General features: G+C 72.6%; 29 protein-coding genes and 2 pseudogenes. 12 read left to right on the top strand and 19 right to left on the bottom strand.

The features are described from left to right. Positions 1–104 precede the first annotated feature (104 nt). Positions 105–719 carry a GNAT family N-acetyltransferase gene (locus tag ACWCXC_RS00280; RefSeq protein ID WP_450682238.1) on the bottom strand — a complete coding sequence of 205 codons (615 nt, stop codon included), beginning with the start codon at positions 717–719 and terminating at the stop codon, positions 105–107. 148 nt (positions 720–867) lie between these two features. On the opposite strand from ACWCXC_RS00280, the gene ACWCXC_RS00275 reads away from it, so the two are divergent. Next, positions 868–2,013 carry a hypothetical protein gene (locus ACWCXC_RS00275; protein WP_450885646.1) on the top strand — a complete coding sequence of 382 codons (1,146 nt, stop codon included), beginning with the start codon at positions 868–870 and terminating at the stop codon, positions 2,011–2,013. 68 nt (positions 2,014–2,081) lie between these two features. Here ACWCXC_RS00275 and ACWCXC_RS00270 read toward each other — a convergent pair whose 3' ends face one another. The 4 genes from ACWCXC_RS00270 to ACWCXC_RS00255 form a co-directional block, all read right to left on the bottom strand. Further along, on the bottom strand, positions 2,082–3,080 hold the full coding sequence (locus tag ACWCXC_RS00270) for a 5-oxoprolinase subunit C family protein (RefSeq protein ID WP_450885644.1): 999 nt from the start codon (positions 3,078–3,080) through the stop codon (positions 2,082–2,084). After that, complete coding sequence (locus ACWCXC_RS00265; RefSeq protein WP_450885642.1) at positions 3,077–3,841, bottom strand: 5-oxoprolinase subunit B family protein; 765 nt, start codon at positions 3,839–3,841, stop codon at positions 3,077–3,079. Before ACWCXC_RS00265 ends, ACWCXC_RS00270 begins: the two co-directional genes overlap by 4 nt. Then, positions 3,838–4,590, bottom strand: a complete 753-nt coding sequence (locus ACWCXC_RS00260) for a LamB/YcsF family protein (protein ID WP_450682249.1) — start codon at positions 4,588–4,590, stop codon at positions 3,838–3,840. Before ACWCXC_RS00260 ends, ACWCXC_RS00265 begins: the two co-directional genes overlap by 4 nt. Before the next feature lie 109 nt (positions 4,591–4,699). Continuing rightward, positions 4,700–5,356 carry a maleylpyruvate isomerase family mycothiol-dependent enzyme gene (locus tag ACWCXC_RS00255; protein ID WP_450682235.1) on the bottom strand — a complete coding sequence of 219 codons (657 nt, stop codon included), beginning with the start codon at positions 5,354–5,356 and terminating at the stop codon, positions 4,700–4,702. A 117-nt stretch (positions 5,357–5,473) separates the two neighbouring features. On the opposite strand from ACWCXC_RS00255, the gene ACWCXC_RS00250 reads away from it, so the two are divergent. From ACWCXC_RS00250 to ACWCXC_RS00230, 5 genes are all read left to right on the top strand, one after another. Next, positions 5,474–5,926, top strand: a complete 453-nt coding sequence (locus ACWCXC_RS00250; protein ID WP_450682234.1) for a hypothetical protein — start codon at positions 5,474–5,476, stop codon at positions 5,924–5,926. After that, complete coding sequence (locus tag ACWCXC_RS00245) at positions 5,923–6,702, top strand: hypothetical protein (protein ID WP_450885639.1); 780 nt, start codon at positions 5,923–5,925, stop codon at positions 6,700–6,702. The genes ACWCXC_RS00250 and ACWCXC_RS00245 overlap by 4 nt, the downstream gene beginning before the upstream one ends. A gap of 33 nt (positions 6,703–6,735) precedes the next feature. Continuing rightward, the gene (locus ACWCXC_RS00240) at positions 6,736–7,641 is read left to right on the top strand and encodes a transporter substrate-binding domain-containing protein (RefSeq protein WP_450885637.1); all 906 of its coding nucleotides are present in this window, start codon (positions 6,736–6,738) and stop codon (positions 7,639–7,641) included. Positions 7,642–7,737: 96 nt separating this feature from the next. After that, entirely contained in the window at positions 7,738–8,385 is a 648-nt protein-coding gene (locus ACWCXC_RS00235; protein WP_450682231.1) for an HD domain-containing protein, read from the top strand. A 114-nt stretch (positions 8,386–8,499) separates the two neighbouring features. Continuing rightward, on the top strand, positions 8,500–9,735 hold the full coding sequence (locus ACWCXC_RS00230; protein WP_450682248.1) for a Cmx/CmrA family chloramphenicol efflux MFS transporter: 1,236 nt from the start codon (positions 8,500–8,502) through the stop codon (positions 9,733–9,735). A gap of 12 nt (positions 9,736–9,747) precedes the next feature. Here ACWCXC_RS00230 and ACWCXC_RS00225 read toward each other — a convergent pair whose 3' ends face one another. Both ACWCXC_RS00225 and ACWCXC_RS00220 read right to left on the bottom strand, forming a co-directional pair. Continuing rightward, complete coding sequence (locus ACWCXC_RS00225) at positions 9,748–10,095, bottom strand: DUF4031 domain-containing protein (RefSeq protein WP_450885634.1); 348 nt, start codon at positions 10,093–10,095, stop codon at positions 9,748–9,750. Further along, a complete protein-coding gene (locus ACWCXC_RS00220) occupies positions 10,092–10,460 on the bottom strand; it encodes a hypothetical protein (RefSeq protein ID WP_450682229.1) in 369 nt (122 codons plus the stop codon). The genes ACWCXC_RS00225 and ACWCXC_RS00220 overlap by 4 nt, the downstream gene beginning before the upstream one ends. 82 nt (positions 10,461–10,542) lie before the next feature. On the opposite strand from ACWCXC_RS00220, the gene ACWCXC_RS00215 reads away from it, so the two are divergent. The 3 genes from ACWCXC_RS00215 (at position 10,543) to ACWCXC_RS00205 (ending at position 14,149) form a co-directional block, all read left to right on the top strand. Then, positions 10,543–11,460: a MurR/RpiR family transcriptional regulator gene (locus ACWCXC_RS00215; protein WP_383651020.1), complete on the top strand. Its 918-nt coding sequence runs from the start codon at positions 10,543–10,545 to the stop codon at positions 11,458–11,460. 98 nt (positions 11,461–11,558) lie between these two features. Further along, positions 11,559–12,572 carry an N-acetylmuramic acid 6-phosphate etherase gene (murQ, locus tag ACWCXC_RS00210; RefSeq protein WP_450682228.1) on the top strand — a complete coding sequence of 338 codons (1,014 nt, stop codon included), beginning with the start codon at positions 11,559–11,561 and terminating at the stop codon, positions 12,570–12,572. A gap of 44 nt (positions 12,573–12,616) precedes the next feature. Continuing rightward, entirely contained in the window at positions 12,617–14,149 is a 1,533-nt protein-coding gene (locus tag ACWCXC_RS00205) for a PTS transporter subunit EIIC (RefSeq protein WP_450682227.1), read from the top strand. Positions 14,150–14,251: 102 nt separating this feature from the next. Here ACWCXC_RS00205 and ACWCXC_RS00200 read toward each other — a convergent pair whose 3' ends face one another. The 9 genes and pseudogenes from ACWCXC_RS00200 to ACWCXC_RS00160 form a co-directional block, all read right to left on the bottom strand. Then, a complete protein-coding gene (locus ACWCXC_RS00200) occupies positions 14,252–14,857 on the bottom strand; it encodes a Uma2 family endonuclease (protein WP_450682226.1) in 606 nt (201 codons plus the stop codon). Positions 14,858–14,976: 119 nt separating this feature from the next. Next, positions 14,977–15,864, bottom strand: a complete 888-nt coding sequence (locus ACWCXC_RS00195; RefSeq protein WP_450682225.1) for a DMT family transporter — start codon at positions 15,862–15,864, stop codon at positions 14,977–14,979. Between the two features lie 248 nt (positions 15,865–16,112). After that, positions 16,113–16,919, bottom strand: a pseudogene (locus ACWCXC_RS00190) (inositol monophosphatase family protein); the annotation flags it as partial. 41 nt (positions 16,920–16,960) lie between these two features. Continuing rightward, entirely contained in the window at positions 16,961–19,351 is a 2,391-nt protein-coding gene (locus ACWCXC_RS00185) for an ATP-binding cassette domain-containing protein (RefSeq protein WP_450885630.1), read from the bottom strand. A gap of 78 nt (positions 19,352–19,429) precedes the next feature. Continuing rightward, positions 19,430–19,837: a VOC family protein gene (locus tag ACWCXC_RS00180; protein WP_450885628.1), complete on the bottom strand. Its 408-nt coding sequence runs from the start codon at positions 19,835–19,837 to the stop codon at positions 19,430–19,432. Positions 19,838–19,847: 10 nt separating this feature from the next. Then, the gene (locus tag ACWCXC_RS00175; protein WP_450682222.1) at positions 19,848–20,291 is read right to left on the bottom strand and encodes a helix-turn-helix transcriptional regulator; all 444 of its coding nucleotides are present in this window, start codon (positions 20,289–20,291) and stop codon (positions 19,848–19,850) included. Positions 20,292–20,404: 113 nt separating this feature from the next. Then, the gene (locus tag ACWCXC_RS00170; RefSeq protein ID WP_450885626.1) at positions 20,405–22,441 is read right to left on the bottom strand and encodes a glycosyl hydrolase family 28-related protein; all 2,037 of its coding nucleotides are present in this window, start codon (positions 22,439–22,441) and stop codon (positions 20,405–20,407) included. A 203-nt stretch (positions 22,442–22,644) separates the two neighbouring features. After that, complete coding sequence (locus ACWCXC_RS00165) at positions 22,645–22,854, bottom strand: hypothetical protein (RefSeq protein WP_450886368.1); 210 nt, start codon at positions 22,852–22,854, stop codon at positions 22,645–22,647. A gap of 37 nt (positions 22,855–22,891) precedes the next feature. Next, complete coding sequence (locus ACWCXC_RS00160) at positions 22,892–23,137, bottom strand: hypothetical protein (RefSeq protein WP_450885624.1); 246 nt, start codon at positions 23,135–23,137, stop codon at positions 22,892–22,894. 113 nt (positions 23,138–23,250) lie between these two features. Between ACWCXC_RS00160 and ACWCXC_RS00155 the strand changes: the two genes are divergently transcribed. Both ACWCXC_RS00155 and ACWCXC_RS00150 read left to right on the top strand, forming a co-directional pair. Beyond that, a complete protein-coding gene (locus ACWCXC_RS00155) occupies positions 23,251–24,093 on the top strand; it encodes a helix-turn-helix domain-containing protein (RefSeq protein ID WP_450885622.1) in 843 nt (280 codons plus the stop codon). Then, positions 24,074–24,334: pseudogene (locus ACWCXC_RS00150) on the top strand (DUF397 domain-containing protein); the annotation flags it as partial. The gene ACWCXC_RS00155 and the pseudogene ACWCXC_RS00150, both read left to right, overlap by 20 nt. Before the next feature lie 199 nt (positions 24,335–24,533). Here the strand turns inward: ACWCXC_RS00150 and ACWCXC_RS00145 are convergent. Continuing rightward, positions 24,534–24,902 carry a VOC family protein gene (locus ACWCXC_RS00145; protein WP_450885620.1) on the bottom strand — a complete coding sequence of 123 codons (369 nt, stop codon included), beginning with the start codon at positions 24,900–24,902 and terminating at the stop codon, positions 24,534–24,536. A 269-nt stretch (positions 24,903–25,171) separates the two neighbouring features. After that, complete coding sequence (locus ACWCXC_RS00140; RefSeq protein ID WP_450885618.1) at positions 25,172–25,639, bottom strand: hypothetical protein; 468 nt, start codon at positions 25,637–25,639, stop codon at positions 25,172–25,174. Positions 25,640–25,859: 220 nt separating this feature from the next. Here ACWCXC_RS00140 and ACWCXC_RS00135 point away from each other — a divergent pair, with 220 nt between their 5' ends. Further along, a complete protein-coding gene (locus tag ACWCXC_RS00135; protein WP_450885616.1) occupies positions 25,860–26,195 on the top strand; it encodes a hypothetical protein in 336 nt (111 codons plus the stop codon). A 55-nt stretch (positions 26,196–26,250) separates the two neighbouring features. Here ACWCXC_RS00135 and ACWCXC_RS00130 read toward each other — a convergent pair whose 3' ends face one another. Then, complete coding sequence (locus tag ACWCXC_RS00130; RefSeq protein ID WP_450885614.1) at positions 26,251–26,748, bottom strand: zinc-binding dehydrogenase; 498 nt, start codon at positions 26,746–26,748, stop codon at positions 26,251–26,253. Between the last annotated feature and the right edge of the window lie 70 nt (positions 26,749–26,818).

Genomic DNA, 26,818 nt, shown 5'->3' with positions numbered 1-26,818 from the left:
GCGGACGACGGCCGGGCCCGGCTCCTCCGAGGGAGCCGGGCCCGGCCGTCGTGCGGCGTGTACGGGAAGAGCGGTCCGGCCGTCCGCCGGAACCGGGCCGCGTCCTACCGCGCGAGGCGCGCTTCGAGGGCGGCGCGGCGTTCCGGCCACTCCTCGGCCGTGATCGAGAAGATCGCCGAATCGCGGAGCAGCCCGTCCTCGCCGGGCGCCCAGGAGCGCGACCAGTTGCGCAGGACGCCCTCGAAGCGCCCGCCGACCGACTCGATCGCGGCCCGGGAGCGGCTGTTGCGGGCGTCGGTCTTCAGATCGACCCGGGCCACCCGCCAGGTCTCGAACGCGTGCCGGAACAGCAGGTACTTGGCTTCGGCATTGATTCCGGTGCCCTGAGCGGAGGCGGCGAGCCAGGTGAACCCGACCTCGATCGCGCTCAGGGTGTCCTCGTCCAGCCAGTACCGGGGCTCCCAGTACGCCGTGACACCGACCGCCCGGCCGGACGCCCGGTCGATCTGCGCGTAGGGGAACAGCTTCCCGGTGGCGGTACGGACGAACTGGGCTTCGAAGTACTCCTCGACCTCGTGGGCGCGGGGCACCCACGTGAACCGGTACGAACTCCGGTCCACTTCCGCGGCGACCGCCAGATCCTCCATGTGGTGGTGCCCCAGGGGTTCCAGGCGTACCCGGCCGCCCTCCAGAACCGGTCCCTCCAACACGAAAGCCATCGTCCACCTGCCCAGTCGCCGTACGGGATGTCGTGCGCAGCCTTCCAGAGGCCGCGCGGCCCTGTCGTGCGGTTTTGGGCGGGCAGCGAACCCTCAACGCACCCCTGGGCCTGCGGCGTTGTCAGTGGCCGCGCCTACGCTCGGGACCATGACGACCTGGCTGCACGACACGTTCCCCGGCCACGAGGTGAATCTCGCCTTCACCCGGGGCCTGCCCGCCGAGACCTTCTTCGAGGGGCTGCGCGCGCAGGGCCGCCCGCCGCTCGCCCACGGGGAGGCGGACGGCTGGGCGTGGGCCGTGCACGACATGATCGACGAGGAGGACGACGACTACGAGTTGACGGATTACGGGCGTATCTGCCCGGAGGGCGCGGAGATCGCCGTCTTCGTCACCGAGCCGTGCAGCGCGAAGGCGCACGGCCCCCACTTCACGTACTACCGCGACGGGCGCACGACGCTCTTCTTCAGCTTCGAGGACTTCCGCCAGCAGCGCGTGGGCGACAACCCCGACTACCTCTCGGCCGAGCTGTTCGCCGCAGGGCTGATAGGCCCCTCGGCGGAGTGCGAGGAGTGGAGGACGAACGACGCGCACGACTGCTACGAGCACGCGGACGCCGACGAGATGCGGCTGGTGCGGACCATCGCCGACGCCTTCGGTCTGCCCTCCGCGCCCCTGGACGCCCCTCCGCTCGACCCCCCGCCGTTCGACGCGCCCGCCGTGGCCGCGCAACCGATAAGCGCGGCGGGCGAGGCCGACGCGGTCATCGCCCCCGGGACGTACGCCCTGTACGCCCGGGGCATCGACGAGGCCGAGCTGACCGCCGTCTGCGCCGAGGCCGGGTACCCGGCCCGTACGCGGGGCGAGGCGGGCGGCTGGGCCTGGGTGACGTGGGACGCGGCGGCCGTGCCCGGCGACGGGGTCTCCGATCTGGCGGGCTTCCTGACCGGCTTCCGTTACGACGAGCGCTTCGGCGGGCCGGGCCGGGTCGAGACGGTGTTCCTGTCGGGTGTCCCCGCCTGCGACTGCCCGAACGGGCGGAACCGCTCCATTCAGCACTGCGCGGACCACCCGTTCCACTTCGTGAACAGCCGGGGCGGCTTCGGGCGGACGTACTTCAACGTCGGCGGGGGCCGGGAGTCGCGGCGCCACGGGGATCTGCTGGTCGGTGAGCTGCTGGCCGCCGGGATCGTCGGCCGGGAGACCCCGGCGTATGCCGACCCCGCCTTCAACGCCGACGGCGCCCTGACGCTGCGCCTCATCGCCGACCACTTCGGGCTGCCCGCGACTGTGTGACCGCTGACCCGGCTGAGGCGGCCGGGCGGCGGGACGGCTGATCCGGGTGATCCGGGTGAGGCGACCGGTCAGCCGGGGGCGCGGACGAAGCGGAGCGGGGTGCCCGGGACCGCCTGGGCGGCGGCCGCGAGCGCCGGTGCGGTCACGACGCCGACGACCGGATACCCCCCGGTCGTCGGGTGGTCGTTGAGGAAGACGACCGGGCGGCCGTCCGGCGGGACCTGGACCGCGCCGAGCACCATGCCCTCGCTGGGCAGCTCGCCCGCCCGCTCGCGCGCGAGGGGCGGTCCCTCGGTGCGCAGGCCGATGCGGTTGCTCTGCGGGCCGACACGGTAGAGCGCTGTGGTGAGCGTACGGAGGGCGGCCGGGGTGAACCAGGTGTGGCGGGGCCCGAGGCGCAGCGGCAGGACGAGCGCCTCGGGCACCCCGCCCCACGGCCACGCGTCGCCCGCCGGGGCACCGGCCGGCGCCGGCCGCCCGAGGGGCAGGACGTCCCCGTCGCGCAGGGGCGCCGGGCCCAGCCCGGAGAGCAGGTCCGCCGACCTGCTGCCGAGCACCGGGGGCACGGCGACGCCGCCCGCGAACGCCACATAGCCGCGCAGTCCGTGCTCCGCGTGCCCCACGTCCAGCACCGCACCGCCCGGCACCCGGACCGGGGCGCCCCACGCCACCGGCCGCCCGTCCACCGTCACCCGGCACGGCGCCCCGCCCACGACCACGCGCACCGCGCGGTCCGGGCGCACCGCGCACCCGGTGGCGGTCGTCTCCAGGAGCGCGGCCCCGGCCGGGTTTCCGGCCAGCCGGTTGGCCAGCCGCGCGGCCGGCGCGTCCAGGGCGCCGGCCCGTCCGACGCCCAGATGCGCGAAGCCCGGCCGCCCCTCGTCCTGCACGCTGGTCAGCGCACCGGCCCGGACGACGCGGAGGAACGCGTACGGCGTCGCCGCGCCCCCGCCCGTCGCCGCGTCCCGGGGCGCCGGCAGCACCGCCCCGCGCCGCTCGCCCTCGTACGGCGTCGCCGCGTACCCGCCCTCCACCGCACCGGGCGCCTCTCCTCCGTACGGCGTCATCGCACGGCCTCCACGAAGCGGACGCGGGTCCCGGGGGTCAGGAGCGCGGCCGGTTCGCGGTCCGGGTCCCAGAGGGGGCCGGGGTCCGGCAGCCGGCCGATGAGCTGCCAGCCGCCCGGGGACGGGCGCGGGTAGACCCCGGTGTACGGGCCGGCCAGCGCCACCGCGCCCGCCGGGACCCTGGTCCGGGGCGTGGCCCGGCGCGGCAGGTGGAGGTGGCCGGGCAGACCGGTGAGATAGCCGAAGCCGGGGGCGAATCCGCAGAAGGCGACCCGGAATTCCGTACCGGCGTGGATGCGGGCCACGTCCTCGGCCGCCACGCCCCAGACCTCCGCCACCTCGGCCAGGTCCGGCCCGTCGTAGACGACCGCGAGTTCGACCACCGCACCGCTTCCGGGTCGCGGCGGCGGAACCGTCCAGCCCCGCACCTCCCGGGCGAGCGCGGCGGCGCCGCTCCCGGCGATCCCGTCGAGGAGCACCGTCCGCTCACCGGGCACGATGTCCCGCACCTGCGGCAGCTCACCGGCCGCGCGCCGGCGCAGCACCTCCGTGTGGAAGGCGTCCGCGTCCTCCCGGTGCGCCAGCTCCACGAGCAGCGCGTCCGGCCCGGCGGGCAGGACGGTGGGCGGGGCGGTGGGCGGCCTCCCGGGCAGGGCGGTGGGCGGCCTCCCGGGCCGGACGGCGGGCCGGGTGGTGCGGGGTGCGGTGGGCCCGGTGGGCGTGGCGCTCCGCCCGTTCGCGGTCTCCTCCCCCGCGCTCATGACGTGAACGCCCGTACGGCGACGCCCGCTTCCTCCAGCGCGGTCCGCACGCGCCGGGCGAGGGCCGCCGCGCCGGGGGTGTCGCCGTGGACGCACAGGGAGCGGGCGGCGACCGGTATCCGGACCCCGTCGGCCCCGGTCACGGAGCGCTCGACGGCGAAGGCGACGCCCCGGCGTACGACCTCGTCCGCGTCGTGCACCACCGCGCCGGGTTCAGTTCGCGGGACGAGGGTGCCCTGCGGGGTGTAGGCGCGGTCCGCGAAGGCCTCCTCGACGGCGGGCAGTCCGGCGTCGGCGGCGCGGGCGAGCAGCCGGGAGCCGGGGAGCCCGAGGACGGCGAGCCCGCCGCCGGCCAGCCGTACGCCCTCGATCACGGCGGCGGCCTGCTCGTCGTCGCGGACGGTGCGGTTGTAGAGGGCGCCGTGCGGTTTGACGTACGAGACGCGGGAGCCGGCGGCCTCGGCGAACACCCGCAACGCGCCGATCTGGTACGCGACCTCGGCGGCCAGTTCGGCGGCGGGCACGTCCATGGCGCGGCGGCCGAAGCCCGCCAGGTCGCGGTAGGAGACCTGGGCGCCGATGCGTACGCCGCGCTCGGCCGCCGCCGCGCAGACCCGCCGCATCACGGACGCGTCGCCCGCGTGGAATCCGCAGGCGACATTGGCGCTGGTCACGCAGGCGAGGAGGGCTTCGTCGTCGGTGAGCGTCCATCGCCCGAAGCCCTCGCCGAGGTCCGCGTTGAGGTCCATGACCACGACGGGGCCCGGCCGCTCGTCGGCGCCCGGTCCGTCCGTGAGTTGCGTCGGATTCGTCACGGGCGCACCGTAGCGCCCGCGCCGGGCCGGCGGCCCGGGTGTCTCAGCCGAAGAGGTTCATCTCCGCCTCTCGCACGCCCTCCAACGCGTACCGCGTCCCCACCAGCGGCCGGCCCGAGACGAGCCGGACGAGGGTGGCGCCGTCGCCCCGGTAGCGGCCGGCCTCGCGGTCCTCCCGCGCGGCGCCGACGCTCAGCTCCTCCCCGGAGCCGATGAGTTCGGCAACGTACGGCACGGCCTTGACCTGCCGGGCGCGCGGTCCGATCAGCCGCAGCGCGTACGGGAGGCCCGGTCCCTCGTACGCGCCGGGCAGGCCCCAGGCGGCACGGACGTCGCCCGCGTGGATCCACTCGCCCAGGGCGACCGCGTCCAGCACCCCGCCCGCGGCGGCGATCGCCGCACCGGCCTCGGTCATCCCGTGCTCCAGCTCGTCGATCACCTGCTCGCGGGTCCAGTCGGCACGCTCGGCGATGTCCCGCTCGTTGCACTCCGGGCTGAAGACGTCCGGTCCGAACCGGCTCTCCACCACCCGGTTCAGCGCCGAACCGCAGTGCGCGAGCAGATCGCGCACCGTCCAGCCGGGGCAGGCGGTCCGCAGCTCGAAGTCGGCGGCCGGGGCGGACCGGAGCAGCGGAACGAGGAGGTCCCGCTCGGTACGGAGGAGGAGACCGGGAAGCTCGGGATCACGTGTGTCAGTCACGCGCCCATCCAATCACCGGGCCCCCGGGGCACTCGCCCGTGATACCGGAAACGCGCATACTCAATTACCCTGAGTATCAAGAGTGTTGGCAGTCACCCGGAGACTCCTGGAGCCGTCGTGTCCCTGTTGATCGATCTGGCCGGCCAACTTGCCCCCCACTTCTCCTTCTTCGCCTCCCGGGTGGCGGAGGGTGCCCTTCAGCGCGCCTCCGACCGGACGGTCGACGCCGGTGAGGACCTCTTCCGCGGCCTCGTCCGGCGGGACGCACCGGCCGACGACGGCCGGGCCGCGCTCCCGCCCGGGACCGCCGACGAGCTGGTCCGCGGCTTCGAGGGGCTGGGTCCCGCCGACCGCGCCCGGCTCGTCGAGGCGCTGCGCATCTGGCTGGACGGCGCCGATGATGGCCAAGCCGATCTCGTCGCGCTCGTGGGCGGCCGGCAGCCCGCCCCTGCCCCCTCCCCCGCCGCGCCGGCCATCACCATGACGTCGACCGGCGACAACAACACGCTGATCGGCCATATCGACCGGATCGAGAACGTCAATCCGGCTCCGAGAGCCGACCGGCCATGAGTCAGCACCCCGGTGGCGGGCAGGGGATCAACGTCCGGTCGGAGGGGAGCGGGAACACGCTCGTCGGATCGATCGGCGTGCTGTTGCAGGTCTTCAGCCGGCGGGCCTCCTTCGTCACGGGCTGGCTGTTCCTCGTCCTGTCCGTCGCCCTCGCCGCGTACGCCGTGTGGAACTGGCCCGGTGGTTCGCGCGGGCAGTACGCCGTCTTCTTCGTCTTCCTGCTGCTCGCCTTCCTCGCCGCCGTCGCCCACATCGGCATCCGCGCGCCGGAGCGGGGCCGGGCCGGTGCCGGGGCGCGGCCGGCTTCCCCGGAGGGCGCGCGGCCCCTGCTGCCGGATCTGCTGCTCATCGCCTCGCTCGTCTTCTCGCTGGTCAGCTGGTGGTCGTTCCAGAACGTCGTGCGCGGCGGCGAGGTGACGACGGCGATCCAGGTGCGCGGGGAGCAGCCGCTGACCGGCGCGCCGGGAAGTGTGCTCACGCTGACGATGCCGCAGCCGGACCGGGCCGACCGGCGGGACCGGCTCCGGCTGACCCTGGAGATCGGCGAGGACGACCCGGCCGCGCCGGCCTGCTCCCACAAGACGCGCGTCCTGCTCACCGCGGTCACCGAGGGAGTCACCCCGCGCCACTCCGACCTGCCTGCCCGTTCCACCACCGACTTCGCCCTCGGTGACCTCGCCGACCGGGCCGGGGCCTCCTTCGAACTGCGGGTGCGGACCGATGAGGGCTGCACCCTGCGGCTGGTGGACCGGCAGGGCGTCATGCACAACGACTGACGGACCACTCAACCAGGGAACGAGGCAGGAGAGATGGCAGGAGCAGCCCGGCACCGCCGGGCGAGGGCCGTCGCGGCGGCCCTCGCGGCAGCCGTTCTGTATATGTCCACGACCGGCTGCGATTCCGACCCTCCGTCGATCCTCGACAACGACACGGAGGTCGGGGCCAAGAGCGACCAGCCAGGTACGAGCTTTTCGCCGCACGACGGCGAGTACAACGGCTTCGACATCGCCGTGGTCGGCACGCTCATGAACATGCTCGGCTACGAGACCCCGCGCTTCAGTGGCGTGCTGTCCAAGAACCGCGCGAAGCTGCTGCACGACGGCGACGTGCAACTGGTGGCGGCGACCTTCTCCATCACCCCGTCCCGGATGGCGCCCAAGGACAAGGGCGGCGACGACCTCGACTTCGTCGGTCCGTACGCCTCCACCCAGCAGGGCTTCCTGATCCGGGACGCGGACCGGAGCATCCGCTCGCTGGCCGATCTCAGCGGCAAGGTCGTCTGTGTCTGGAAGGGCACCACGTCGGCGAACGAGCTGAGCAAACCGGCCCACGACAAGATCGTGAAGAGGGTCGAGGAGGACGCGAACTACTGCGTGAACGCCCTGAAGAACAAGGAGGTCGACGCGGTCTCCACGGACCAGCTCATCCTGTACGGGTTCATGGACGCCAATCCGTCGCTGCGGGTCGTGGACGGCATCAAGTTCGGTGAGCCCAACGACTACGGCATCGCGATGGCCAAGGGCCATCGCAAGGACTGCGTCCGGCTGCGCGACAAGCTCGTCCAGTACCTCAGCAAGGCGACCGCCTGGGAGAACGACTTCCGGAACAACCTTCCGGCCGTCCCCAAGGCGACCCGTGACGAGGCCCGGCCCACCGAGGACGAGGTCATGGCCCTGTCCTGCGTGGACCGGCCGGGCGACAGCCCCCCGGACTGACACCGGGGCCGGGACGCGGCGGGCAGGCCCTGGCGACAGCGCCCGGACTGACACGAGGGACACGTGAGGCTGCGGGCAGCCCTTAGAGTCGCCGTCATGACCGAGAGCGCGCAGAGTCTCCGCGTCCGCTGGCAGGACACCCTCGTCGCCGCCCGGGGCGGCGCGGAGGGGCCCGATCCGCTTCCGTACGCCGACAACCTCCTGGCGCGGTGGGACGAGCCCCAGCGCCGCTACCACACCACCGCTCATCTGGCGGCGGTCCTCGACCACGTCGACACCCTGGCCGCCCACGCCGAGGACGCGGACGCGGTCCGGCTGGCGGCCTGGTTCCACGACGCGGTCTACCGGCCCGACCGTTCGGAGAACGAGGAGCGCAGCGCCGTCCTCGCCGAGCGCGCCCTGGCCGAGGCGGGCGTGGCCCCGGCGACGACGGCCGAGGTGGCCCGGCTGGTCCGGCTGACCGTCTCCCACGACCCGGCCCCCGGCGACCGCAACGGCGAGGTGCTGTGCGACGCGGACCTGGCGGTCCTGGCGGGGTCGCCGGAGGAGTACGCGCGGTACGCGGCGCAGGTCCGCGAGGAGTACGGCTTCGTGCCGGAGGACGCCTTCCGGGAGGGCCGGGCGGCGGTGCTCCGGCAGTTGCTCGGGCTGCCGAGGCTGTTCCGTACGCCGGAGGGGTCGGCGCGGTGGGAGGACCGGGCCCGCCACAATCTGGCCACGGAACTGGGCCTGCTCGCCGGCTGAAAACGTACGCGTACCCGTACGTGTACGGGCACGAAGGCGGCGCGCGGGGGAATGCGGGGCACGGTCGCGCTGTTGCGAGGTGTCATGCCCGACTCCACCGCCAGCCGCACCCGTATGCCCCTCGCCGTATACATACTCGGCCTCTCGGTCTTCGCACTCGGCACGAGCGAGTTCATGCTCTCCGGGCTGCTGCCCCCGATCGCCGACGACATGGACGTGTCGATCCCGCGCGCCGGTCTCCTCATCTCCGCCTTCGCGATCGGCATGGTGATCGGCGCCCCGCTGCTCGCCGTGGCGACGCTCCGGCTGCCCCGCCGCACCACGCTCATCGCGCTGATCTCCGTGTTCGGCCTGGGCCAGGTCGCGGGGGCGCTGGCGCCGACGTACGAGGTGCTCTTCGTGTCCCGGGTGGTCAGCGCGTTCGCGTGCGCCGGGTTCTGGGCGGTCGGCGCGGCCGTCGCCATCGCGATGGTGCCGGTGAACGCGCGGGCCCGCGCGATGGCCGTGATGATCGGCGGGCTCTCCATCGCCAATGTGCTCGGGGTGCCGCTGGGCGCCTTCCTGGGCGAGAACCTGGGCTGGCGCTCGGCGTTCTGGGCGGTCGGCGCGGCCTCGGCGGTGGCCCTCGTCGGGGTGTCGACGCTGATCCCCAGGATTCCGCTGCCCGAGGAGAAGCCGCAGCTCAGGCGGGAGGTGGCGATCTACCGGGACCGCCAGGTGTGGCTGTCGATCGTGATCACGGCACTGGCGGCGGGCGGGGTGTTCTGCGCGTTCAGCTATCTGGCGCCGCTGCTGACGGACGTGGCGGGGCTGGACTCGGGCTGGGTGCCGACGGTGCTGGGACTGTTCGGCGTCGGGGCGCTGGTCGGCACGACGATCGGCGGCCGGGTCGCCGACGCGCACCTCTTCGGGGTGCTGCTGAGCGGGATCGCGGCGTCGACCGTGTTCCTGGCGGCGCTGGCCCTGTTCGGGGCGAACCAGGCGGCGGTGATCGTCCTGTCGTTCCTGCTGGGCGTCTCCGCGTTCTACACCGCTCCGGCGCTGAACGCCCGGATGTTCAACGTCGCGGGCGCGGCCCCCACGCTGGCCGGGGCGACGACCACGGCCGCGTTCAACCTCGGCAACACCGGTGGCCCGTGGCTCGGCGGCACGGTGATCGACCTGGACTTCGGGTACGCGGCGACCGCGTGGGCGGGTGCGGCGATGACCGTCCTGGCCCTGGCCACGGTGGTGGTCTCGCTACGGCTCCAGCGCCGCCGCCCCTCGGCGTCCCGGCGGGTGACGGGGGCCCCTGCGGCGGTGTCGAAGGACACGACGGCGGAGGTGTGCGCGCCCACGTCGGGCGGGTGAGGGGGCGGCGGCTCAGGCGGGCGGAAGCCGGCCGGGAGCGGCCGGTCCGGGAGCGGCCGGTCCGGGAGCGGCCGGTCCGGGAGCGCCCGGTCCGGGGGCCGGGCGGCCCTTGGGGCGGCGGAGTCCGGCCTCGGTGATGCGGCGCACCAGCTCCTTGGAGCCGATCTGGCGGGCACCGGCCCGCACCGCGTCCTCGTACCGGGCGGCCGGCACGTCGTAGTGGTCGCGTTCGAAGGCGCGGGGCGGGCAGCCGATGGACGCGGCGAAGGCGTGCAGCTCCTCGAAGGACACGTCACTGACGAGGTGCGACCAGAACCGGCCGTGTCCGGGCCAGTCCGGGGGGTCGATGTAGACGGTCACGGCCGCGGTATCCCCGCCAGTCCGCCGACCGGGGCGACGGCCACGGCCGCCTTCGCGCAGACCCAGTGCGGGTCGGCGCCCAGCTCGGGCTCGACGTCCAGGGCGTGCGGGTCGCCCGCGTCGCAGACCGGGCAGAGCGGCCAGCGGCCGTACCGCTCCAGCAGGGCGTCCTGGACGTCCTGGGCGATGAGACCCGTGACGAACTCCACCCCTTCCGGCCACTGCTCGACCCACCAGCGCCGGTGCGTCACCGCGTCCTCGACCAGCGAGACGATCTGCGCCTCCGCCACGTCTCCGGCGGCGAGATCGGCCATGACCAGTGCGCGGGCGGTGTGCAGCGCCTGCTCCAGGGGGTTCATCTCCATGCAGCCATTGTCCACCCGGCGCCCGGACGCCCCGGCGAAAAGGGGGGTTGACGGACAGGAGGGTTGAAAATATCTTTCAAAGGTGACCCATGACCTGAAGGAAAGTTTCAGCCCGGATTCGCCGCCCGCGCCCGCCGCGCTGGCGGCCAAGGTGCGGACCCTCGCACCGTCCATGACCCGTTCGATGCAGCGGGTCGCCGAGGCCGTCGCCGGTGACCCGGCCGGCTGCGCCGCCCTCACGGTCACCGGTCTCGCCGAGCTGACGGGCACGAGCGAGGCCACCGTGGTCCGCACGGCCCGCCTCCTCGGCTACCCCGGCTACCGGGATCTGCGCCTCGCGCTGGCCGGTCTCGCCGCCCACCAGCAGTCCGGCCGGGCCCCCGCCGTCACGGCGGACATAGCGGTGGACGACCCGATCGCCGACGTGGTCGCCAAGCTGGCCTACGACGAGCAGCAGACCCTCGCGGACACCGCCGCCGGGCTCGACACGGTGCAGTTGGGCGCCGCCGTGGCCGCCGCGGCGACCGCGCGCCGGATCGACATCTACGGGGTGGGCGCCTCCTCGCTGGTCGGCCAGGACCTCGCGCAGAAGCTCGCCCGCATCGGCCTGATCGCCCACTCCCACACCGACCCGCACCTCGCGGTGACCAACGCCGTGCAGTTGCGCTCCGGCGACGTGGCCATCGCGATCACGCACTCCGGCTCGACGGGCGACGTCATAGAGCCGCTGCGGGTCGCCTTCGACCGGGGCGCGACGACGATCGCGATCACCGGCCGCCCGGACGGGCCCGTGACGCAGTACGCCGACCACGTGCTGACCACGTCCACCGCCCGCGAGAGCGAGCTGCGCCCGGCCGCCATGTCCAGCCGCACCAGCCAGTTGCTGGTGGTCGACTGCCTCTTCATAGGGGTCGCCCAGCGGACGTACGAGACGGCCGCCCCCGCGCTCGCCGCGTCGTACGAGGCCCTGGCACACCGCCACACCCCGCGCACCCGCTGACCCACAGCCCAGCCCTCCGGCACCCGCACCCGCACCCGCACCCGCACCCGCACCCGCGGAACCGTACGTACGAGTTCAAGAAAGCAGAGCCGCTCTCCATGACCTCCCTCACCGACACCGGCGCCACCCCCTCCGACGGATACGGCTCCGACCGGTCCGGCTCCGACGGACCGGGTTCCGACGCATACGGCGAGCTGCGCGCCCAGCTCGACACCCTCACCACCGAGGCGTTCCGCCCCGAGCTGGCCGAGATCGACCGGCTCGGCACGGCGGAGATCGCCCGGATCATGAACGGCGAGGACCGCTCGGTGCCCGCCGCCGTGGGTGAGCGGCTGCCCGAGATCGCCGCGGCGATCGACGCCGTCGCGGAGCGGATGGCCCGGGGCGGCCGGCTGATCTACGCGGGCGCGGGCACGGCGGGCCGGCTCGGGGTGCTGGACGCCAGCGAGTGCCCGCCCACGTTCAACACGGACCCGGCCGAGGTGATCGGGCTGATCGCGGGCGGCCCGTCCGCGATGGTCACCGCCGTCGAGGGTGCGGAGGACAGCAAGGAGCTGGCCGCCGCCGACCTCGAAGGTCTGGGTCTGACCGCCGACGACACGGTGGTCGGCATCTCGGCCTCCGGCCGCACGCCGTACGCGGTCGGCGCGGTCGAGCACGCCCGCGCGAAGGGCGCGCTGACCATCGGCCTGTCCTGCAACGCGGACTCCGCGCTGGGCGCCGCCGCCGAGCACCCGGTCGAGGTCGTCGTCGGACCGGAGCTGCTGACCGGTTCGACCCGGCTCAAGGCGGGCACGGCCCAGAAGCTCGTCCTCAACATGCTCTCGACCATCACGATGATCCGGCTCGGCAAGACGTACGGGAATCTGATGGTCGACGTCCGCGCCTCCAACGAGAAGCTGCGGGCCCGCTCGCGGCGGATCGTCTCCCTGGCCACCGGTGCCTCCGACGAGGAGATCGAGGCCGCGCTCGCCGCGACGGACGGCGAGGTGAAGAACGCCATCCTCACGATCCTGGGCCAGGTCGACGGTCCCACCGCGGCCACGCTGCTGACCGCGTCGGACGGCCATCTGCGCGCCGCGCTCGCCGCCGCCACCCCCCGTACGACCTGACCGCTCCACCTCCGCACCTCCCGCACAGCAAGGCACCACGCACCATGGCTACAGAAGACAAGAACCGCGCCACCGCCGCCGCGATCCTTCCGCTCGTCGGTGGCGCCGCGAACGTCCGCTCCATCGCCCACTGCATGACCCGGCTCCGGCTCGGGCTGCACGACCGCTCGCTCGTCCAGGACGAGGCGCTGAAGGCGGTCCCCGCCGTGATGGGCGTGGTCGAGGACGACACGTACCAGATCGTGCTCGGCCCCGGCACGGTCGCCCGGGTCACCCCGGAGTTCGAGAAGCTCGTCGAGGACGGGAAGGCCGAGGCGCCCGCCCCGGCCCCGGCGGGCGGCGAGCCCGCCGCCCCGCTCACGGCGGAGGAGCTGGCCGCACAGGGCGCCGCGATGAAGGCGGCCCGCAAGGCGAAGAACGCCACGCCGTTCAAGCTGTTCCTGCGCAGGATCGCCAACATCTTCGTGCCGCTGATCCCCGCCCTGATCGGCTGCGGCATCATCGCCGGTCTCAACGGGCTGCTGGTCAACCTGGAGTGGCTGCCTTCCGTCACCCCGGCCCTCGCCGCGATGGCCTCCGGCTTCATGGCGCTGATCGCGGTCTTCGTCGGCTACAACACGGCGAAGGAGTTCGGCGGCACGCCGATCCTCGGCGGCGCGGTCGCGGCCATCATCGTCTTCCCGGGCGTCGCGAACATCGAGGCGTTCGGCCAGAAGCTCTCCCCCGGCCAGGGCGGCGTCCTCGGCGCGCTGGGCGCCGCGGTGCTCGCGGTGTACGTGGAGAAGTGGTGCCGGCGCTGGGTGCCGGAGGCCCTGGACGTGCTGGTCACACCGACGCTGACGGTCCTGATCTCCGGCCTGGTGACGATCTTCGGCCTGATGTACGTGGCGGGCGAGGTATCCACCGCGATCGGCGACTTCGCCGACTGGCTGCTGTCCAACGGCGGCGCCGGCGCGGGCCTGGTCCTGGGCGGCTTCTTCCTCCCGCTGGTCATGCTGGGCCTGCACCAGGCGCTGATCCCGATCCACACCACGCTGATCGAGCAGCAGGGCTACACGGTGCTCCTCCCCATCCTGGCCATGGCCGGGGCGGGCCAGGTCGGCGCGGCCCTCGCGGTCTACTTCCGCCTCCCGCGCAACGAGTCGATCCGCCGGACCATCAAGTCGGCCCTCCCCGCCGGTTTCCTCGGCGTCGGTGAGCCCCTGATCTACGGTGTCTCGCTGCCCCTGGGCCGCCCCTTCGTCACCGCCTGCGTGGGCGGCGCCTTCGGCGGTGCGTTCATCGGCTTCTTCAACCAGCTCGGCGACGCGGTCGGCTCCACCGCCATCGGCCCCTCCGGCTGGGCCCTGTTCCCCCTCCTGGACGGCAACCACGGCCTCGGCGCCACGATCGCCATCTACGCGGGCGGCCTCCTCGTCGGCTACCTCGCGGGCTTCCTCGCCACGTACTTCTTCGGCTTCAGCAAGGACCTCCTGGCCGAGTTCAACGTCTCCCAGGAAGCCCCGTCCGACACCCGCCCCCACCCCGCCCCGGACACCCCCGCGGCGACCCCCGCACAGTCCCCCGCCGGCGTCTGACGGCGTCGGACACCCCGCACACCGAAACGGCGGCATCCCCGGTCAGGGGGGTGCCGCCGTTTCTCCGTTCCGGCGATCGCCGCCCCGGGCCCGGTGCCGTCCTCAGCGGGGGAACGCCTCCGTGTCGAGCGTGGCGTCGAAGGGCCCCGGCAGCACGAGCGGCTTGCCGAACGGCACCGCGTCGGAGCGCTTGTACGTGCCGTCCTCGTTGGGCTCCGTGAACAGCGTGGACATCGGGCCCCGAGTGTCGAACCGGTCGATCAGCAGATACACGGGCACACCCGCGCGGGCATAGGCGCGGTACTTCTTCGTACGGTCGTCGCGGGCGTTGCCCTGGGAGGTGATCTCAGCGACGAGGAGCGCGTCGGCGGCGTCCATCGGGTTGTTCACCTCGGGGTCCGTGTCGTTGACCAGGGCGGCCGGCATGACCACGAGATCAGGAATGTACAGCTTGTCGAGCGGTGCCACATGCAGGCCCAGAGTCTGGTAGATCCCCAGCTCATCGGGCAGGTTCTTGTAAAGGCAACGCTGCACCCTGTCGGTGATGCCGTTGTGATGCGCATGCGGCGGCGGTACCAAGACGATCTGCCCTTCGTCGATCTCGGCGCGCCACCCCTCGGGCACGTCCAGTTCCTGCCAGGTATGAAGCAGGTAGTCCCACGGGCGGCCTTCAGAGTCCTGCTGGTGCTCGACCATCGCGGCGGTCATCGCGGGTCCCTTCGTCTGAAGCCTGTCGGGGTTGCGTAGATCGACGGTTGCGCGGCGCGGGGCCGCACGGACCAGCGTCCCACGATCGTGTGAGCCGCGCACCGATCGCCGCCCGGGGCTCACCGTTCCGACGGCTCCGGTTCCGGTTCCGTCGTCCGCGCCGGGCGGAGGGTGACGAGGGCGATGCCCGCGCAGCAGACCGCCAGGAGGAGGAGTTCGGGGGCGGAGGGGGCGGGGGCGGTGTGGAGGGCCCAGTCGCCGAGGCGGACGGTGAAGGGGACGGCCAGTTGGACGGCGGCGGTGAAGACGGGGCCCCGGAGGAGGATCAGCCGGTGCTGGACGAGGTAGGCGGGGGCGTACACCACACCGCCCAGCAGGACGATGCCGCCCACCGCCGCCCAGGTGGGCGGGTGCGCGATCAGGGCGGGCAGGGAGATCGGGAGGAGCAGACAGGTGGCGGCCCCCAGGAGCACCGGCAGGACGGCCAGGGGCGGCAGCTCCGGCAGGCGTCGCCGGTAGAGGAAGCCGTAGACGGCGAACGCGACGGTGGCGGCGGCGACCGGCAGCAGGCCCACGAGGTCCACGTCGCTCGCGTCCACCCCCAGCGCCGCGTATCCGACGCCCGCCGCGCAGGCCAGCGCCGCGCCCGCCGTCCCGCGCGGCCCGGCCCGTTCGCCGAAGAACAGCGCGCCGACGGCGACCGACGCACAGGGCAGGAGGGCGACGACGAGGTTGGCGAGCGAGGTGCCGACCCGGGCGATGGACAGGAGCGTGCCGGCCGCGTACCCGGCGAAGCCGAGCAGGCCCAGCAGCCAGACGCTCCCCGGTCGCGCCGCGACCCGTCGCAGGTCCGCCCGGCCGGCCGCCGACGAGGCGGCGACGGCCGTCAGGACCAGGCAGCACACGGCCGTACGGCCCACCGCGACGGTCAGCGGTTCCGTTCCGGTGACCAGGGCGCCCGAGAGCAGCCAGGTGCCGGCGAGCAGCAGCACGAGAACGACCGGCAACGCGGGGCCGCCTTCCGGGAGGGTGAACGGGCCGGGGGTCAGCGGACGGACGAGGTCGCGTCCTCGGCCGGAACAGCGCCCACCGCCGGAACAGCGCCCTCCGCCGGAACGGCACCCACCGCCGGAGCAGCGCCCACCGCCGGAACGGCACCACCCACCGCCGGAACAGAGCCCACCGCCGGAACGGCACCACCCACCGCCGGAACAGAGCCCTCGACCGGAACGGCATCCGGCGTGGCCGTCCCCGCCAGGGCCAGCAGCGCCGCGTGCGTCTCAAGGTCGGCCGCCGCGATCAGTCCGCCCGCGCCGGTGTGGACGGGGCCGCCGTCGATGCCGGTGACGACGCAGCCGGCGGCCTCGCACAGCGCGATCCCGGCGGCGAAGTGGACGCTCTCGCGCAGCCCGGTGCCGCCGTCGGTGACGTACGCGGCACGGCGGCCGGCGGCGACCCAGGCGACGGCCAGGGTGCTGGAGACGACACGGGGACGGAAGCGTGCGGCGAAGCCGGGGGCGGCCAGGAGGTCCACGGCGCGGAACTCCGGGGCGTGCGGGAACGGCGGGTCGAGGTTGACGTCGACGAGCGCGGAGGACGGCGAGGGCGACAGCTCCTCGTCCACCCCGTCCCTGCGGACCCGGGCCCGTACGCCGTCGGTCCAGAACACCTCGTCGTTGAACGGGTCGGCGGACGCGGCGACGGTGGTCGTGCCGCCCACCCGCAGCGCCACGTTCACCGCGACCAGCATGTTCCGCACCGCGTAGTTGAGCGTCCCGCACAGCGGATCGACGAGCCACCGCCGCCGCGCCCCCGCCGCCCCGGTGGCACCGCCCTCCTCCCCCGTCACCGCGTCGTCCGGCCGGGCCGCCCGCAGCACATCGAGGATCGCCCGCTCCGCCGCGAGGTCGGCGCTCGTCGCGAAGTCGCCGCCGGACTTGTCGATCCTCCGCAGCGCGGTGCCGTACATCTCCCGGACCACGGCGGCACCGGCGAGGGCGGCGCGTACGGCCAGTTCGGCATCGCTCTCGGCACCGGCGCCTGTGGGCACATCCGCACTCATGCTTGTCATGCCCACAGGCTAACGAGGGGGCCCTCGCCGTCTCACGCCCCCACGTACGCCGCCAGATGCTCCCCCGTAAGCGTCGCGCGGCTCTTCACCAGGTCGGCCGGGGTGCCCTCGAAGACGATCGTGCCGCCGTCGTGGCCGGCGCCGGGGCCCAGGTCGATGATCCAGTCGGCGTGGGCCATGACGGCCTGGTGGTGTTCGACGACGATGACGGACTTGCCGGAGTCGACGAGGCGGTCGAGGAGGCCCAGGAGCTGCTCGACGTCCGCGAGGTGGAGGCCGGTGGTGGGCTCGTCCAGGAGGTAGATGCCGGCCTTCTCCCCCATGTGGGTGGCGAGCTTGAGGCGCTGGCGTTCGCCGCCGGAGAGCGTGGTGAGCGGCTGGCCGAGCTTCACATAACCGAGGCCGACGTCGGCCAGGCGTTCCAGGATGCGGTGGGCGGCGGGAAGCTTCGCGTCGCCCGCGCCGAAGAACTCCTCGGCCTCGGCCACGGACATGGCGAGGACGTCGCTGATGTCGCGCCCGCCGAGCTTGTACTCCAGTACGGAGGGCTCGAACCGCTTGCCCTCGCAGTCCTCGCACGGGGTGGAGACCCCGGCCATCATCGCCAGGTCCATGTAGATGACCCCGGCCCCGTTGCAGGTGGGGCAGGCGCCCTCGGAGTTGGCGGAGAACAGGGCGGGCTTGACCCCGTTCTCCTTCGCGAAGGCCTTCCGGATCGGGTCGAGGAGGCCGGTGTACGTCGCCGGGTTGCTGCGCCGGGAACCGCGGATCGGGCTCTGGTCGACCGAGACGACGCCCTCGTCCTGCGGGATCGAGCCGTGGACGAGGGAGCTCTTGCCGGAACCGGCGACGCCCGTGATGACGGTGAGGACGCCGAGCGGGATGTCCACGTCGACGTCGCGCAGGTTGTTCGCGGACGCGCCGCGGATCTCCAGCGCCCCGGTCGCCTCGCGGACGGTGTCCTTGACGGTGGAACGGTCGTCGAAGTGCCGGCCGGTGATGGTGTCCCCGGCCCTCAGCCCCTCCACGGTGCCCTCGAAGCAGACCGTGCCTCCGCTCGTACCGGCGCCCGGCCCCAGGTCCACCACATGGTCCGCGATCGCGATGGTCTCCGGCTTGTGCTCGACCACGAGCACGGTGTTGCCCTTGTCGCGCAGCCGCAGCAGCAGCTTGTTCATGCGCTCGATGTCGTGCGGGTGCATGCCGATCGTCGGCTCGTCGAACACGTACGTGACGTCCGTCAGCGAGGAACCCAGATGGCGGATCATCTTGACGCGCTGCGCCTCGCCGCCGGAGAGCGTGCCCGCGGCCCGGTCGAGCGAGAGATAGCCGAGGCCGATCTCCACGAACGAGTCGAGCGTCTGGCGCAGCGCGTCGAGCAGCGGTCCCACGGACGGCTCGTCGAGCCCGGCGACCCATGCGGCCAGGTCCCGGATCTCCATGGCGCAGGCGTCGGCGATCGAGACCCCCTTGATCTTGGAGGAGCGGGCCCCCTCGCTGAGGCGGGTGCCGTCGCACTCCGGGCAGACCGTGAACGTGACAGCGCGCTCCACGAACGCCCGGATGTGCGGCTGCATCGCCTCCTTGTCCTTGGACAGGAAGGACTTCTGGATCTTCGGGATCAGTCCCTCGTAGGTGAGGTTGACACCGTTCACCTTGACCTTGACCGGCTCCCCGTAAAGGAAGGCCTGGATTTCCTTCTTGGTGTACTTCGCGATCGGCTTGTCCGGGTCGACGAAACCGGACTGCGCGTACACCTGAACGGTCCACTGGCTGTCCGACTTCCAGCCGGGGATCGTGAACGCGCCCTCCGAAAGCGACTTGGAGTCGTCGTACAACTGGGTGAGGTCGATGTCGGAGACCTTGCCGCGCCCCTCGCACCGCGTGCACATGCCGCCGGTCCGGTTGAACGTCGCCTTCACCGTCTTCTTGCTGCCACGCTCGACGGTGATCGCACCGGCCGCGCGCACGGACGCGGTGTTGAAGGAGTACGCGCTGGGCGGGCCGATGTGCGGTGAGCCGAGCCGGCTGAAGAGGATCCGCAGCATCGCGTGGGCGTCGGTCGCGGTGCCGACCGTGGAGCGCGGGTCGGAGCCCATGCGCTGCTGGTCGACGCTGATGGCGGTGGTGATCCCTTCGAGCACGTCCACGTCCGGGCGGGCCAGGGTCGGCATGAAGCCCTGCACGAACGCGGGATACGTCTCGTTGATCAACCGCTGGGACTCGGCGGCGATCGTGCCGAAGACCAGGGAGCTCTTCCCGGAGCCGGAGACCCCGGTGAACACCGTCAGCCGGCGCTTGGGGATGTCGACGCTGACGTCCTTGAGGTTGTTCACCCGTGCGCCGTGCACCCGGATCAGATCGTGGCTGTCACCCGCGTGCGCGGCGGCTGCCGGGGTCTGCGTGCTCGTGGCCCTGGTCATGAGTCTCCATCCGTGGGCGGGGCCGCCCCCGCGGCCCCGTCGGTGTCGCGAACGGCCGGTGGGGTCCGGCCCGGTGTTTCAGCGCGCCTGGACGCGGATCAGGTTGCCCGCCGGGTCACGGAGCGCGAAATCGCGGACGCCCCACGGCTGGTCGGCCGGTTCCTGGACGATCTCGGCGGTGCCGGACTGCGCCTTCTCGAAGGCGGCGTCCAGATCGTCGGTGGCGAGCAGCACCCGGGCGAAGGTGCCCTTGGCCATCATCCCGGTGATGGTGGCGCGCTCCTCGTCGGAGACGGACGGGTCGGCGTACGGCGGCTCCAGCACGATCGACGTCTCGGGCCGGCCGACCGGTCCGACCGTGATCCAGCGCATGGTGCCCTGCCCGACGTCGTTGCGCACCTCGAAGCCGAGAACGTCGCGGTAGAAGGCCACCGAGGCGTCCGGGTCGTCGTGCGGGAGGAACGTGGAGTGAATGTTGATGTCCATGTCCGTCACGCTAATCCGGGTTCCGGGAGGGCGCTTCTCGATTCCTGACCGGTCGCGAGACCTGCTTCTCGACACAGGACGGGAGGCCGGCGCGGCTGTCGTCGGCCTCCTTCTTGTAGACACCGGGCGACACCCCGACCAGCTCCGTGAACCGGGTGCTGAACGTGCCCAGCGACGCGCACCCGACCTCGAAGCACACCTCGGTGACGCTCAGGTCCCCCCGCCGCAGCAGGGCCATGGCCCGCTCGATGCGCCGCGTCATGAGATAGCCGTACGGCGGCTCGCCGTAAGCCCGCCGGAACTCCCGGCTCAGATGCCCGGCCGACATGTGCACCCCCCGGGCCAGCGCCTCCACGTCGAGCGGCTGCGCGTACTCCCGGTCGATCCGGTCCTTGACCCGGCGCAGCCGCGCGAGGTCGCTCAGGTGCTGTGCGGGATCGGTTCTGCTGCTCACGGTGGCATCGTGCCACGGGGAGCAAGCGGATGCCGGGAGTACGGCGCATCGGCGGACGCGGGCGATCACCGGGCCCGGGGCGGACCCCCGGGGCAGACGCCAGGTGCGGACGATCACCAGGCCCCCGGGGCGGGTGGCGGGGTCACCTCCGGGCGGTCGGCGCAGGTGATCGTGTTGGGGAGGAGCCAGGGGGCGAGCCAGTCGCCGCCGTTGCCGCCGAGGTCGGTGAGGGTGAACTCGGAGCCGGTGGCGGGGAAGTGGAAGGAGCCGCAGTTGTTGACGCCGACGGCGCCGACGTGGCGGGCGTCCACGTTCTCGAAACTCGCGGCGCCGGCGGCGCGGGCGCTGAGCACGGAGGTGCCGGTGCCGTCGACGCGGATGTCCTTGAAGCGGAGGCCCTTGATCTCGTACTGGTCCTTCACGGCCCAGTCGGAGACCAGCATGATCGCGTTGTAGGTGCTGTCGAGGTAGTGGTCGCCGGTGACGCGGATGTCGGCGTCGATGGTGCGGTCGAGGGCGAAGACCCAGAGGGCGCCGAGGCCGATGTTCCAGTTCAGTTCGTACGTACCGGCGCGGACGGCCGTGTTGTCGGTGAGGTCGATCCGCCCCGCGAACGGTTCCGCGCCGAAGCGGGCACCGAGGTGCAGGGCACTGCCCTCGCGGACGGGGTCGGCGACGAGGTTGTGCGAGACGGTGGTGTCGGTGCCGCCGTAGATCGCGATGCCGTTGGCGAGGACGGGCGTCTGGACGGTGTTGTGGTCGAAGGTGTTGCGCGCGTTCGCGGTCTTCTCGGACCACATGGCCAGTCCGTCGTCGCCGGAGTTGCGGACGAACGTGTTCGTCACCCGTGAATCGGTCACGCCGGTGTGGAAGTTGATGGCGTCGGCGATCTGGTCGACGATCACGCTGTCGCTGATCCGCAGGTTGGTCATCGGCCCGTCGAACCACATGCCGACCTTGGTGTGGCTGATGTGGAGTCCGGTGAGGGTCGAATCGCTCATGGCGCCGCCGATGGCGTTGACCTGGTCGGTGTCGACGCGTTCGCGGACATCGCCCTCGATGGCGAAGCCGGAGAGGTGGACGTTGCGGCTGCCGCCCTCGGCGGCGGGCTTCCCGTAGAACCCGACCCCGGTGTGGACGGACCCGTCGGCGGCCGGTCGGTCGAGGGCGACCTCGCGGCCCTTGATCTTCGTGTACCAGTTGCCCGCTCCGGTGATCGTGACGTCGTCGACGACGATGTGGCGGTCGACGCGGTACGTGCCCGGCGGGATGTAGACCGTGAGGTGGGCGCGGCGGGCGAAGGCGATGGCCTTCTCGATCGCCCCGGCCGCGTCGCGCCGCCCGGTCGGGTCGGCGCCGAAGGCGAGGACGTTGGCGGCGAGGAGTTCGACGTGCGGCGCGCCGACGCGTTCGGAGTCCAGCAGGTCCACGACGGTGGACACGCCGCCCCGGGCCCCGGCGGGGACGGTGAGCCGCACGGTGTCGCCCGCCCGGTACGTACGACCCAGGAGCAGCCGCCGCTCGTCGTAGAAGTGGGAGGGCCGGAAGGGCTTCGCGATCTCCGGCGCGGGGGTCGTGGCGGCGGGTACGCAGGAGCATTCGGTGATCCACCAGTCGGGGTGGAGCAGCCCGGCGCCCGGGTCGTTGGAGAACGGGTACTGGTTGTACAGCCAGGAGTACTGCGAGGTCAGCGTCATCGTGGAGCGCTTGGCCCCGTTCACCGCGACGTCCAGCGGTGCGGTGATCCCGCCGCCTCCCGGCGCGTCCGGGACGCTGTAGCGCACGGTGATCGCGTTGGCGGCGGCGGGCAGCGTGAACTCCACGTGCTGCCCCGGCTCCAGCCGCACCGCCCGGCGCCCGGACGCCTCCGACGGCAGCGTGTAGGCGGTGCGGTCGGGGCCGATGACGGTCCCGGTGGTGGCCGCGTTCTCCGCCTCCTGCTCCACGAACGGTACCTTCGCGCCCCGGCCCGCGACGAGCGCGGGATCGAGCGCGGCCCGGGTGACGACGGGCCCGGCCGCCGTTGCGGTGGGCCGCGCCCCGGCCGGTGCGGCGGCGAGCACGCCCGCCCCGAGGGCGGCGGCGGTCAGGGCGGCGACGGCGGAGGCGTACAGCCCCGTACCGCGTGTCCGGCGGGGTCTTCGTGGCATGGCGGGGCCCGTCTCTCTGCGAGGGGAGGGGTGGTGACGAGCGACAGTAGGGCGCGCGCGACGCCACCCACAAGGCCCATGCCAGAAGATTCCATGTCCCTGACGCACTAATGCGCCAGTCCATCATGTTCTTGCGTAACAACGGCCCGTGCTTGCATCACTTGCGGGCGGTTGCGTACCTGCCGACACACCGCCCGCACCCCTCAACGCGGCAGCTGCCCCTCCCGGTTGACCTCCGTCACCCGCGCTCTCAGCACCATCCCCCGCGAGGCCGGCCGCACGCAGTCCGGCGGACAGTCCCACTCGGCCCCGCCCCCGGGCGGCCGTAGCTGCACATCCGGCCCCACGTGCCCCATCACCCGCCCGATCCGCCCGTCCCGGACGTCCACCACGTACGCCCCCGGCTCCGGCACCACCGCCTCGGCCCCCTCGGCCCCCGCCTCACCCGGTTCACACGTCACGACCGGACCTCCCCAGCCCTTCCAGCGCCTCACTCAGCCGCAGCGCCGTGTCGAGGTTGCAGCGCCCCAGGTCGACCAGGGGCACGGGCTCCTCGACGGCGTACGAGACGGGGTCCACCCGCAGGGACGGCAGCACGACCCCGACCCCCGCGAACCCGCCCTTCAACCGCGCCACCAGCTCCTCCGCCGTCCGCACCGTGCCTGACACCGCTTTGCGCCGCTCCGTAGTCGTCATGATCCATTCCTTCCACTCTGAGTAGTTCCAACGCATACCCAGCGTGGCCATTTCCTCGATAGCCTGGAAGGACTACGGCTCCAACAACCGCACGTGTGCCACCAGGAGTTGTCATGCCGGGTCCCAGGAAACTCGACCCCGCCTCCTCCCCTCGCGCCCTCCTCGGCGGCGAACTCCGCCACCACCGCGAGGCCGCCGGCCTCTCCCAGGCCGAACTCGACGCCCCGCTCTTCGTCAGCGGCTCCTTCATCGGCCAACTGGAATCCGGCGTGCGCCGCATGCAGATGGACCAGGCGGTGAAGTTCGACGAACTGTTAGGCGCGGACGGCTTCTTCGTACGGAACTGCCGGGCGCTGAAGAAGTCGAAGTACCCGGATCACTTCGCGGAGGCGGCCGAGGCGGAGGCGCGGGCGACCGAGATCAAGGAGTACGCGCCGCAGCTCATTCCGGGGTTGTTGCAGACGGAGGCGTATGCGCGGGCGGTGTTCCGCGCATACCAACCCATGGCTACGGAACACGCCATTGACGAACTAGTGGCGGCCCGACTGGAACGCGCCCAGATCCTCTCGGATCCAACAGCACCGCTGTTGTGGGTCGTCCGGGACGAGGCCGTGCTGCGCCGGGCCGTGGCAGGACCGAGGGTGATGGCGGAAGCACTCCGCCACGTCGCCGGGCTGATCCGTGAACACCGGATCGTCGCTCAGGTGCTGCCGTTCTCCGAAGGCGCCCATGCCGCGCTCACCGGCGCCCTCAAGCTGATGTCCTTCTCGGACGCACCTCCGCTCGCCTACGTGGACGACCTGGGCATCGGCAAGTTGGAGGACGATCCGGCCACCGTCCGCGAGTACGAAAGGACCTACGATCTGGTCATGGCCAGCGCTATGTCGCCCATTGCATCCCCGGCCTTGATCGAATCGGTGGCGGAGGATTACGAACATGAAGCTGAACAGCTATGACTTCGACCTGTCCAAGGCCACTTGGCACAAGTCCTCGTACAGCGGCGGCGACGGCGGCAACTGCGTCGAGATGGGCACCTGGCGCAAGTCCACCTACAGCGGACCGAGCGGCGGCGACTGCCTCGAAGTCCGCGACGGCAACCCCGACATCGTCCCCGTCCGCGACTCCAAGGTGACCGACGGACCGGAACTGGTCTTCCGGACAGGGGCCTGGTCGGCGTTCGTCACAACACTGAAGCACACGCATCCCGGCGCGGTGTCCGTGCTTCACCGTGCGGATGCCCTCAAGCGTCAGCTGCGGCAGGAGGGCTTCGACGCCATGGACGCCGGTGAGCTCGACTTCACCGAGATCATCGAAAGCACCGGCGCCCGGAAGGGCACTGGCACGACGCCGACGGTCTCCGTATGACCCTCCTCCCATGAGCTCCCCTGCCCACCCCTCACCCCACCGGCTGGGTGAGGTTCACCGCGTTCCCGTCGGGGTCCTTGATGTGGGCGACGCGCTGGCCCCAGGGCATGTCGTTCGGGGCGCCGCCGACCGTACCGCCCAGGGCCTCCACGCGGCCGACGGTCTCGTCGACGTCGTCCACGGCGATGCTGAGCAGGACGCGCGGTGCGGCACCGTCGAGGGCGAGGTCCTCCTTGGGGGAGACGAGCCCGAGGTCGGTGTCGCCGATGCGGAGGCCGAGGTAGAAGACGGGGCCCTTCTCGGGCACGCGGAAGATCTGTTCGGCGCCGAAGAGCTGGGTGTAGAAGTCGCGCATGAGGTCGAGATGAGCGGTCACGATCACGGGCTGGATGGTGGACATGGGAGTCTCCTGTCGGGAACGGTTGGGGCGCTGATCAGACCGTCCGGAAGCGGAGAACTCATCGGTGGAGCCGTGACCTCCCGCGCGGGGCGAAACCCTTGGGCGCTCCGTGACACGGCGTGCCGGGGTGATTCGCCGTGGACGCACCTGAGACACCGCGCCGCCGCCGTCAAGGGCCGGTTTCGGAGGCATCCGAAACCGGCCCTTGATCATGTCTGGGAACGGTCGGGTCCCGTGGGGACCGGTCTTATGCGAGCGGTGTCACCGGGTCACGGCGCGGGGGTCGGGGAGGGGGTTCCGCCGGATGAGTCCTGCTGATCCAGGGTGTCCGCGAAGGCCCGGAGCGCATCGGCCAGCTCCTTCTTGGTGGGCAGCTGGTCCACCTTCTTCTCCAGGCCGTCGATGCGTTCCGCCAGTTCGTCCAGGGTTGCGGGGGTCGTGGGCTGAGACGTGGGCACGTCCGTCGGGGACGGGGACTCGGGATCGCCCCCTCCACCCGTATCGGCACCGACGGAACCACCGCCGTCGGTGCCGCCCGAACCGCTGACGGAGCCGCTGTCTCCGCCGCCGCTGTCCACGCCGCCACTGTCGCCGCCGCCGACGGCGCCTCCCGTGTCGGAGGTCTCCGTGGGCACGGGAGTCGGGCCGGACGATCCGCCGTCGTCGTCCGCTGCCGCCATCGCCCCGCCCACGCCGAGTACCACTGCGGCTGCCGCAGCGGCCAGCGCCACTGCCATGCGTCGCGTCCGTATGTTCCTTAGATGCGTCATCTCGTGGACAGTAGCCACTGACCAACGCGGAAGGTCCTCTTCCACGAATTTGGTACCCCACGGGCCACCCGCACAGGATCGCTTCGCGTGCCGCCCATGATGCGGCTGCGGACGCGGCGCCGCGTAGCGCGGAGACCGTACGGGCGGTGTGTGCACCGGGCCCCCGACCCCCGTGCACACTGGCCGCATGCTTCCCGACCGGCTCGTCTGGCGTGACCCCCGGCCCATTCCGCCCTTGGACCCGCAGGAGCCGGTGACCGTGATCGTGCGCGATCCGGCGTTCTACGAACCCGGGGAGGGTGACGACTGCTGGGTGTTCGGGTACGTCTGCCGGACGCATGGGCGGGCCTATGGGCGCGGGATGTGTGGGGATGGGGCACACCTCATCGCGCTGGAGTGCCAGGAGCACGGGTTGGAGAACATGGAGCCGCAGCCGAAGATGCTGTTGTTCCCGGAGGGGTTCGATCCGCCGCTGGGGGAGGCGGAGTTGGCACGTATGCGAGGTGACGGGGACGGCGGCTGATCCCGTCCGTCGCGGCGTCCGGGACCGCTGGCTTCGTGCGCTCGGGCGGCGCACCCTACGGCCCGATCTCGATGACGACCTTGCCGAACGGGCCGGCCGATTCGTAGTGCCGGTACGCGGCGACGGCCTCTTCGAAGGGGAAGGTCCGGTCGAGGACCGGGCGGAGGCGGTGGGCGGTGATGAGGTCGTTCATGGCGAGGAACTGGGCCCGGCTACCGACGGCGAGGGCGCGGACGGTGGCGGCGCCGGCGAAGAGGAGGCGGGGGTCCAGGGGTGGCCAGTCGCCGGTGACGGAGCCGACCAGGGCAAGGTGGCCGTCGACGGTCAGGGAGGTGAGGGATTGCTCCAGCGGTCCGGCGGTGTGGACGACGCGGTCGACTCCGCGTCCGGCGGTGAAGGCGCGCGCGTGGTCGGGCCAGTCGGGGGTGGTGCGGTAGTTGATGACCTCGTCGGCGCCCAGGGCGCGGAGGGGGCCTTCCTTCTCCGGTCGGCCGGTGGTGGCGATCACGTACGCCCCCAGGGCCCTGGCGGACTGCGCCGCGAAGAGGGACACGCCGCCGGAGCCGGTGACGAGGACGGTCTGTCCGGGCCGGATGCCCCGGCCGTCGCCGGTGAGGGCGTTC

Source organism: Streptomyces sp. NPDC001515 (assembly GCF_053597115.1).
This window is presented reverse-complemented; position numbering and strand designations above follow the sequence as displayed.

What these genes read in the sequence shown, in the direction of transcription:
- ACWCXC_RS00240 (WP_450885637.1), top strand. Translation starts at nt 6,736, where the DNA reads ATGGCAGGAGCAGCCCGGCACCGCCGGGCGAGGGCCGTCGCGGCGGCC.
- ACWCXC_RS00200 (WP_450682226.1), bottom strand. Translation starts at nt 14,857, where the DNA reads ATGACCGCCGCGATGGTCGAGCACCAGCAGGACTCTGAAGGCCGCCCG.
- ACWCXC_RS00140 (WP_450885618.1), bottom strand. Translation starts at nt 25,639, where the DNA reads ATGGCAGTGGCGCTGGCCGCTGCGGCAGCCGCAGTGGTACTCGGCGTG.
- ACWCXC_RS00260 (WP_450682249.1), bottom strand. Translation starts at nt 4,590, where the DNA reads ATGGACCTCAACGCGGACCTCGGCGAGGGCTTCGGGCGATGGACGCTC.
- ACWCXC_RS00245 (WP_450885639.1), top strand. Translation starts at nt 5,923, where the DNA reads ATGAGTCAGCACCCCGGTGGCGGGCAGGGGATCAACGTCCGGTCGGAG.
- ACWCXC_RS00145 (WP_450885620.1), bottom strand. Translation starts at nt 24,902, where the DNA reads ATGTCCACCATCCAGCCCGTGATCGTGACCGCTCATCTCGACCTCATG.
- ACWCXC_RS00180 (WP_450885628.1), bottom strand. Translation starts at nt 19,837, where the DNA reads ATGGACATCAACATTCACTCCACGTTCCTCCCGCACGACGACCCGGAC.
- ACWCXC_RS00185 (WP_450885630.1), bottom strand. Translation starts at nt 19,351, where the DNA reads ATGACCAGGGCCACGAGCACGCAGACCCCGGCAGCCGCCGCGCACGCG.
- ACWCXC_RS00270 (WP_450885644.1), bottom strand. Translation starts at nt 3,080, where the DNA reads ATGACGCCGTACGGAGGAGAGGCGCCCGGTGCGGTGGAGGGCGGGTAC.
- murQ (WP_450682228.1), top strand. Translation starts at nt 11,559, where the DNA reads ATGACCTCCCTCACCGACACCGGCGCCACCCCCTCCGACGGATACGGC.
- ACWCXC_RS00275 (WP_450885646.1), top strand. Translation starts at nt 868, where the DNA reads ATGACGACCTGGCTGCACGACACGTTCCCCGGCCACGAGGTGAATCTC.
- ACWCXC_RS00170 (WP_450885626.1), bottom strand. Translation starts at nt 22,441, where the DNA reads ATGCCACGAAGACCCCGCCGGACACGCGGTACGGGGCTGTACGCCTCC.
- ACWCXC_RS00155 (WP_450885622.1), top strand. Translation starts at nt 23,251, where the DNA reads ATGCCGGGTCCCAGGAAACTCGACCCCGCCTCCTCCCCTCGCGCCCTC.
- ACWCXC_RS00230 (WP_450682248.1), top strand. Translation starts at nt 8,500, where the DNA reads ATGCCCCTCGCCGTATACATACTCGGCCTCTCGGTCTTCGCACTCGGC.
- ACWCXC_RS00160 (WP_450885624.1), bottom strand. Translation starts at nt 23,137, where the DNA reads ATGACGACTACGGAGCGGCGCAAAGCGGTGTCAGGCACGGTGCGGACG.
- ACWCXC_RS00280 (WP_450682238.1), bottom strand. Translation starts at nt 719, where the DNA reads ATGGCTTTCGTGTTGGAGGGACCGGTTCTGGAGGGCGGCCGGGTACGC.
- ACWCXC_RS00235 (WP_450682231.1), top strand. Translation starts at nt 7,738, where the DNA reads ATGACCGAGAGCGCGCAGAGTCTCCGCGTCCGCTGGCAGGACACCCTC.
- ACWCXC_RS00205 (WP_450682227.1), top strand. Translation starts at nt 12,617, where the DNA reads ATGGCTACAGAAGACAAGAACCGCGCCACCGCCGCCGCGATCCTTCCG.
- ACWCXC_RS00265 (WP_450885642.1), bottom strand. Translation starts at nt 3,841, where the DNA reads ATGAGCGCGGGGGAGGAGACCGCGAACGGGCGGAGCGCCACGCCCACC.
- ACWCXC_RS00135 (WP_450885616.1), top strand. Translation starts at nt 25,860, where the DNA reads ATGCTTCCCGACCGGCTCGTCTGGCGTGACCCCCGGCCCATTCCGCCC.
- ACWCXC_RS00220 (WP_450682229.1), bottom strand. Translation starts at nt 10,460, where the DNA reads ATGGAGATGAACCCCCTGGAGCAGGCGCTGCACACCGCCCGCGCACTG.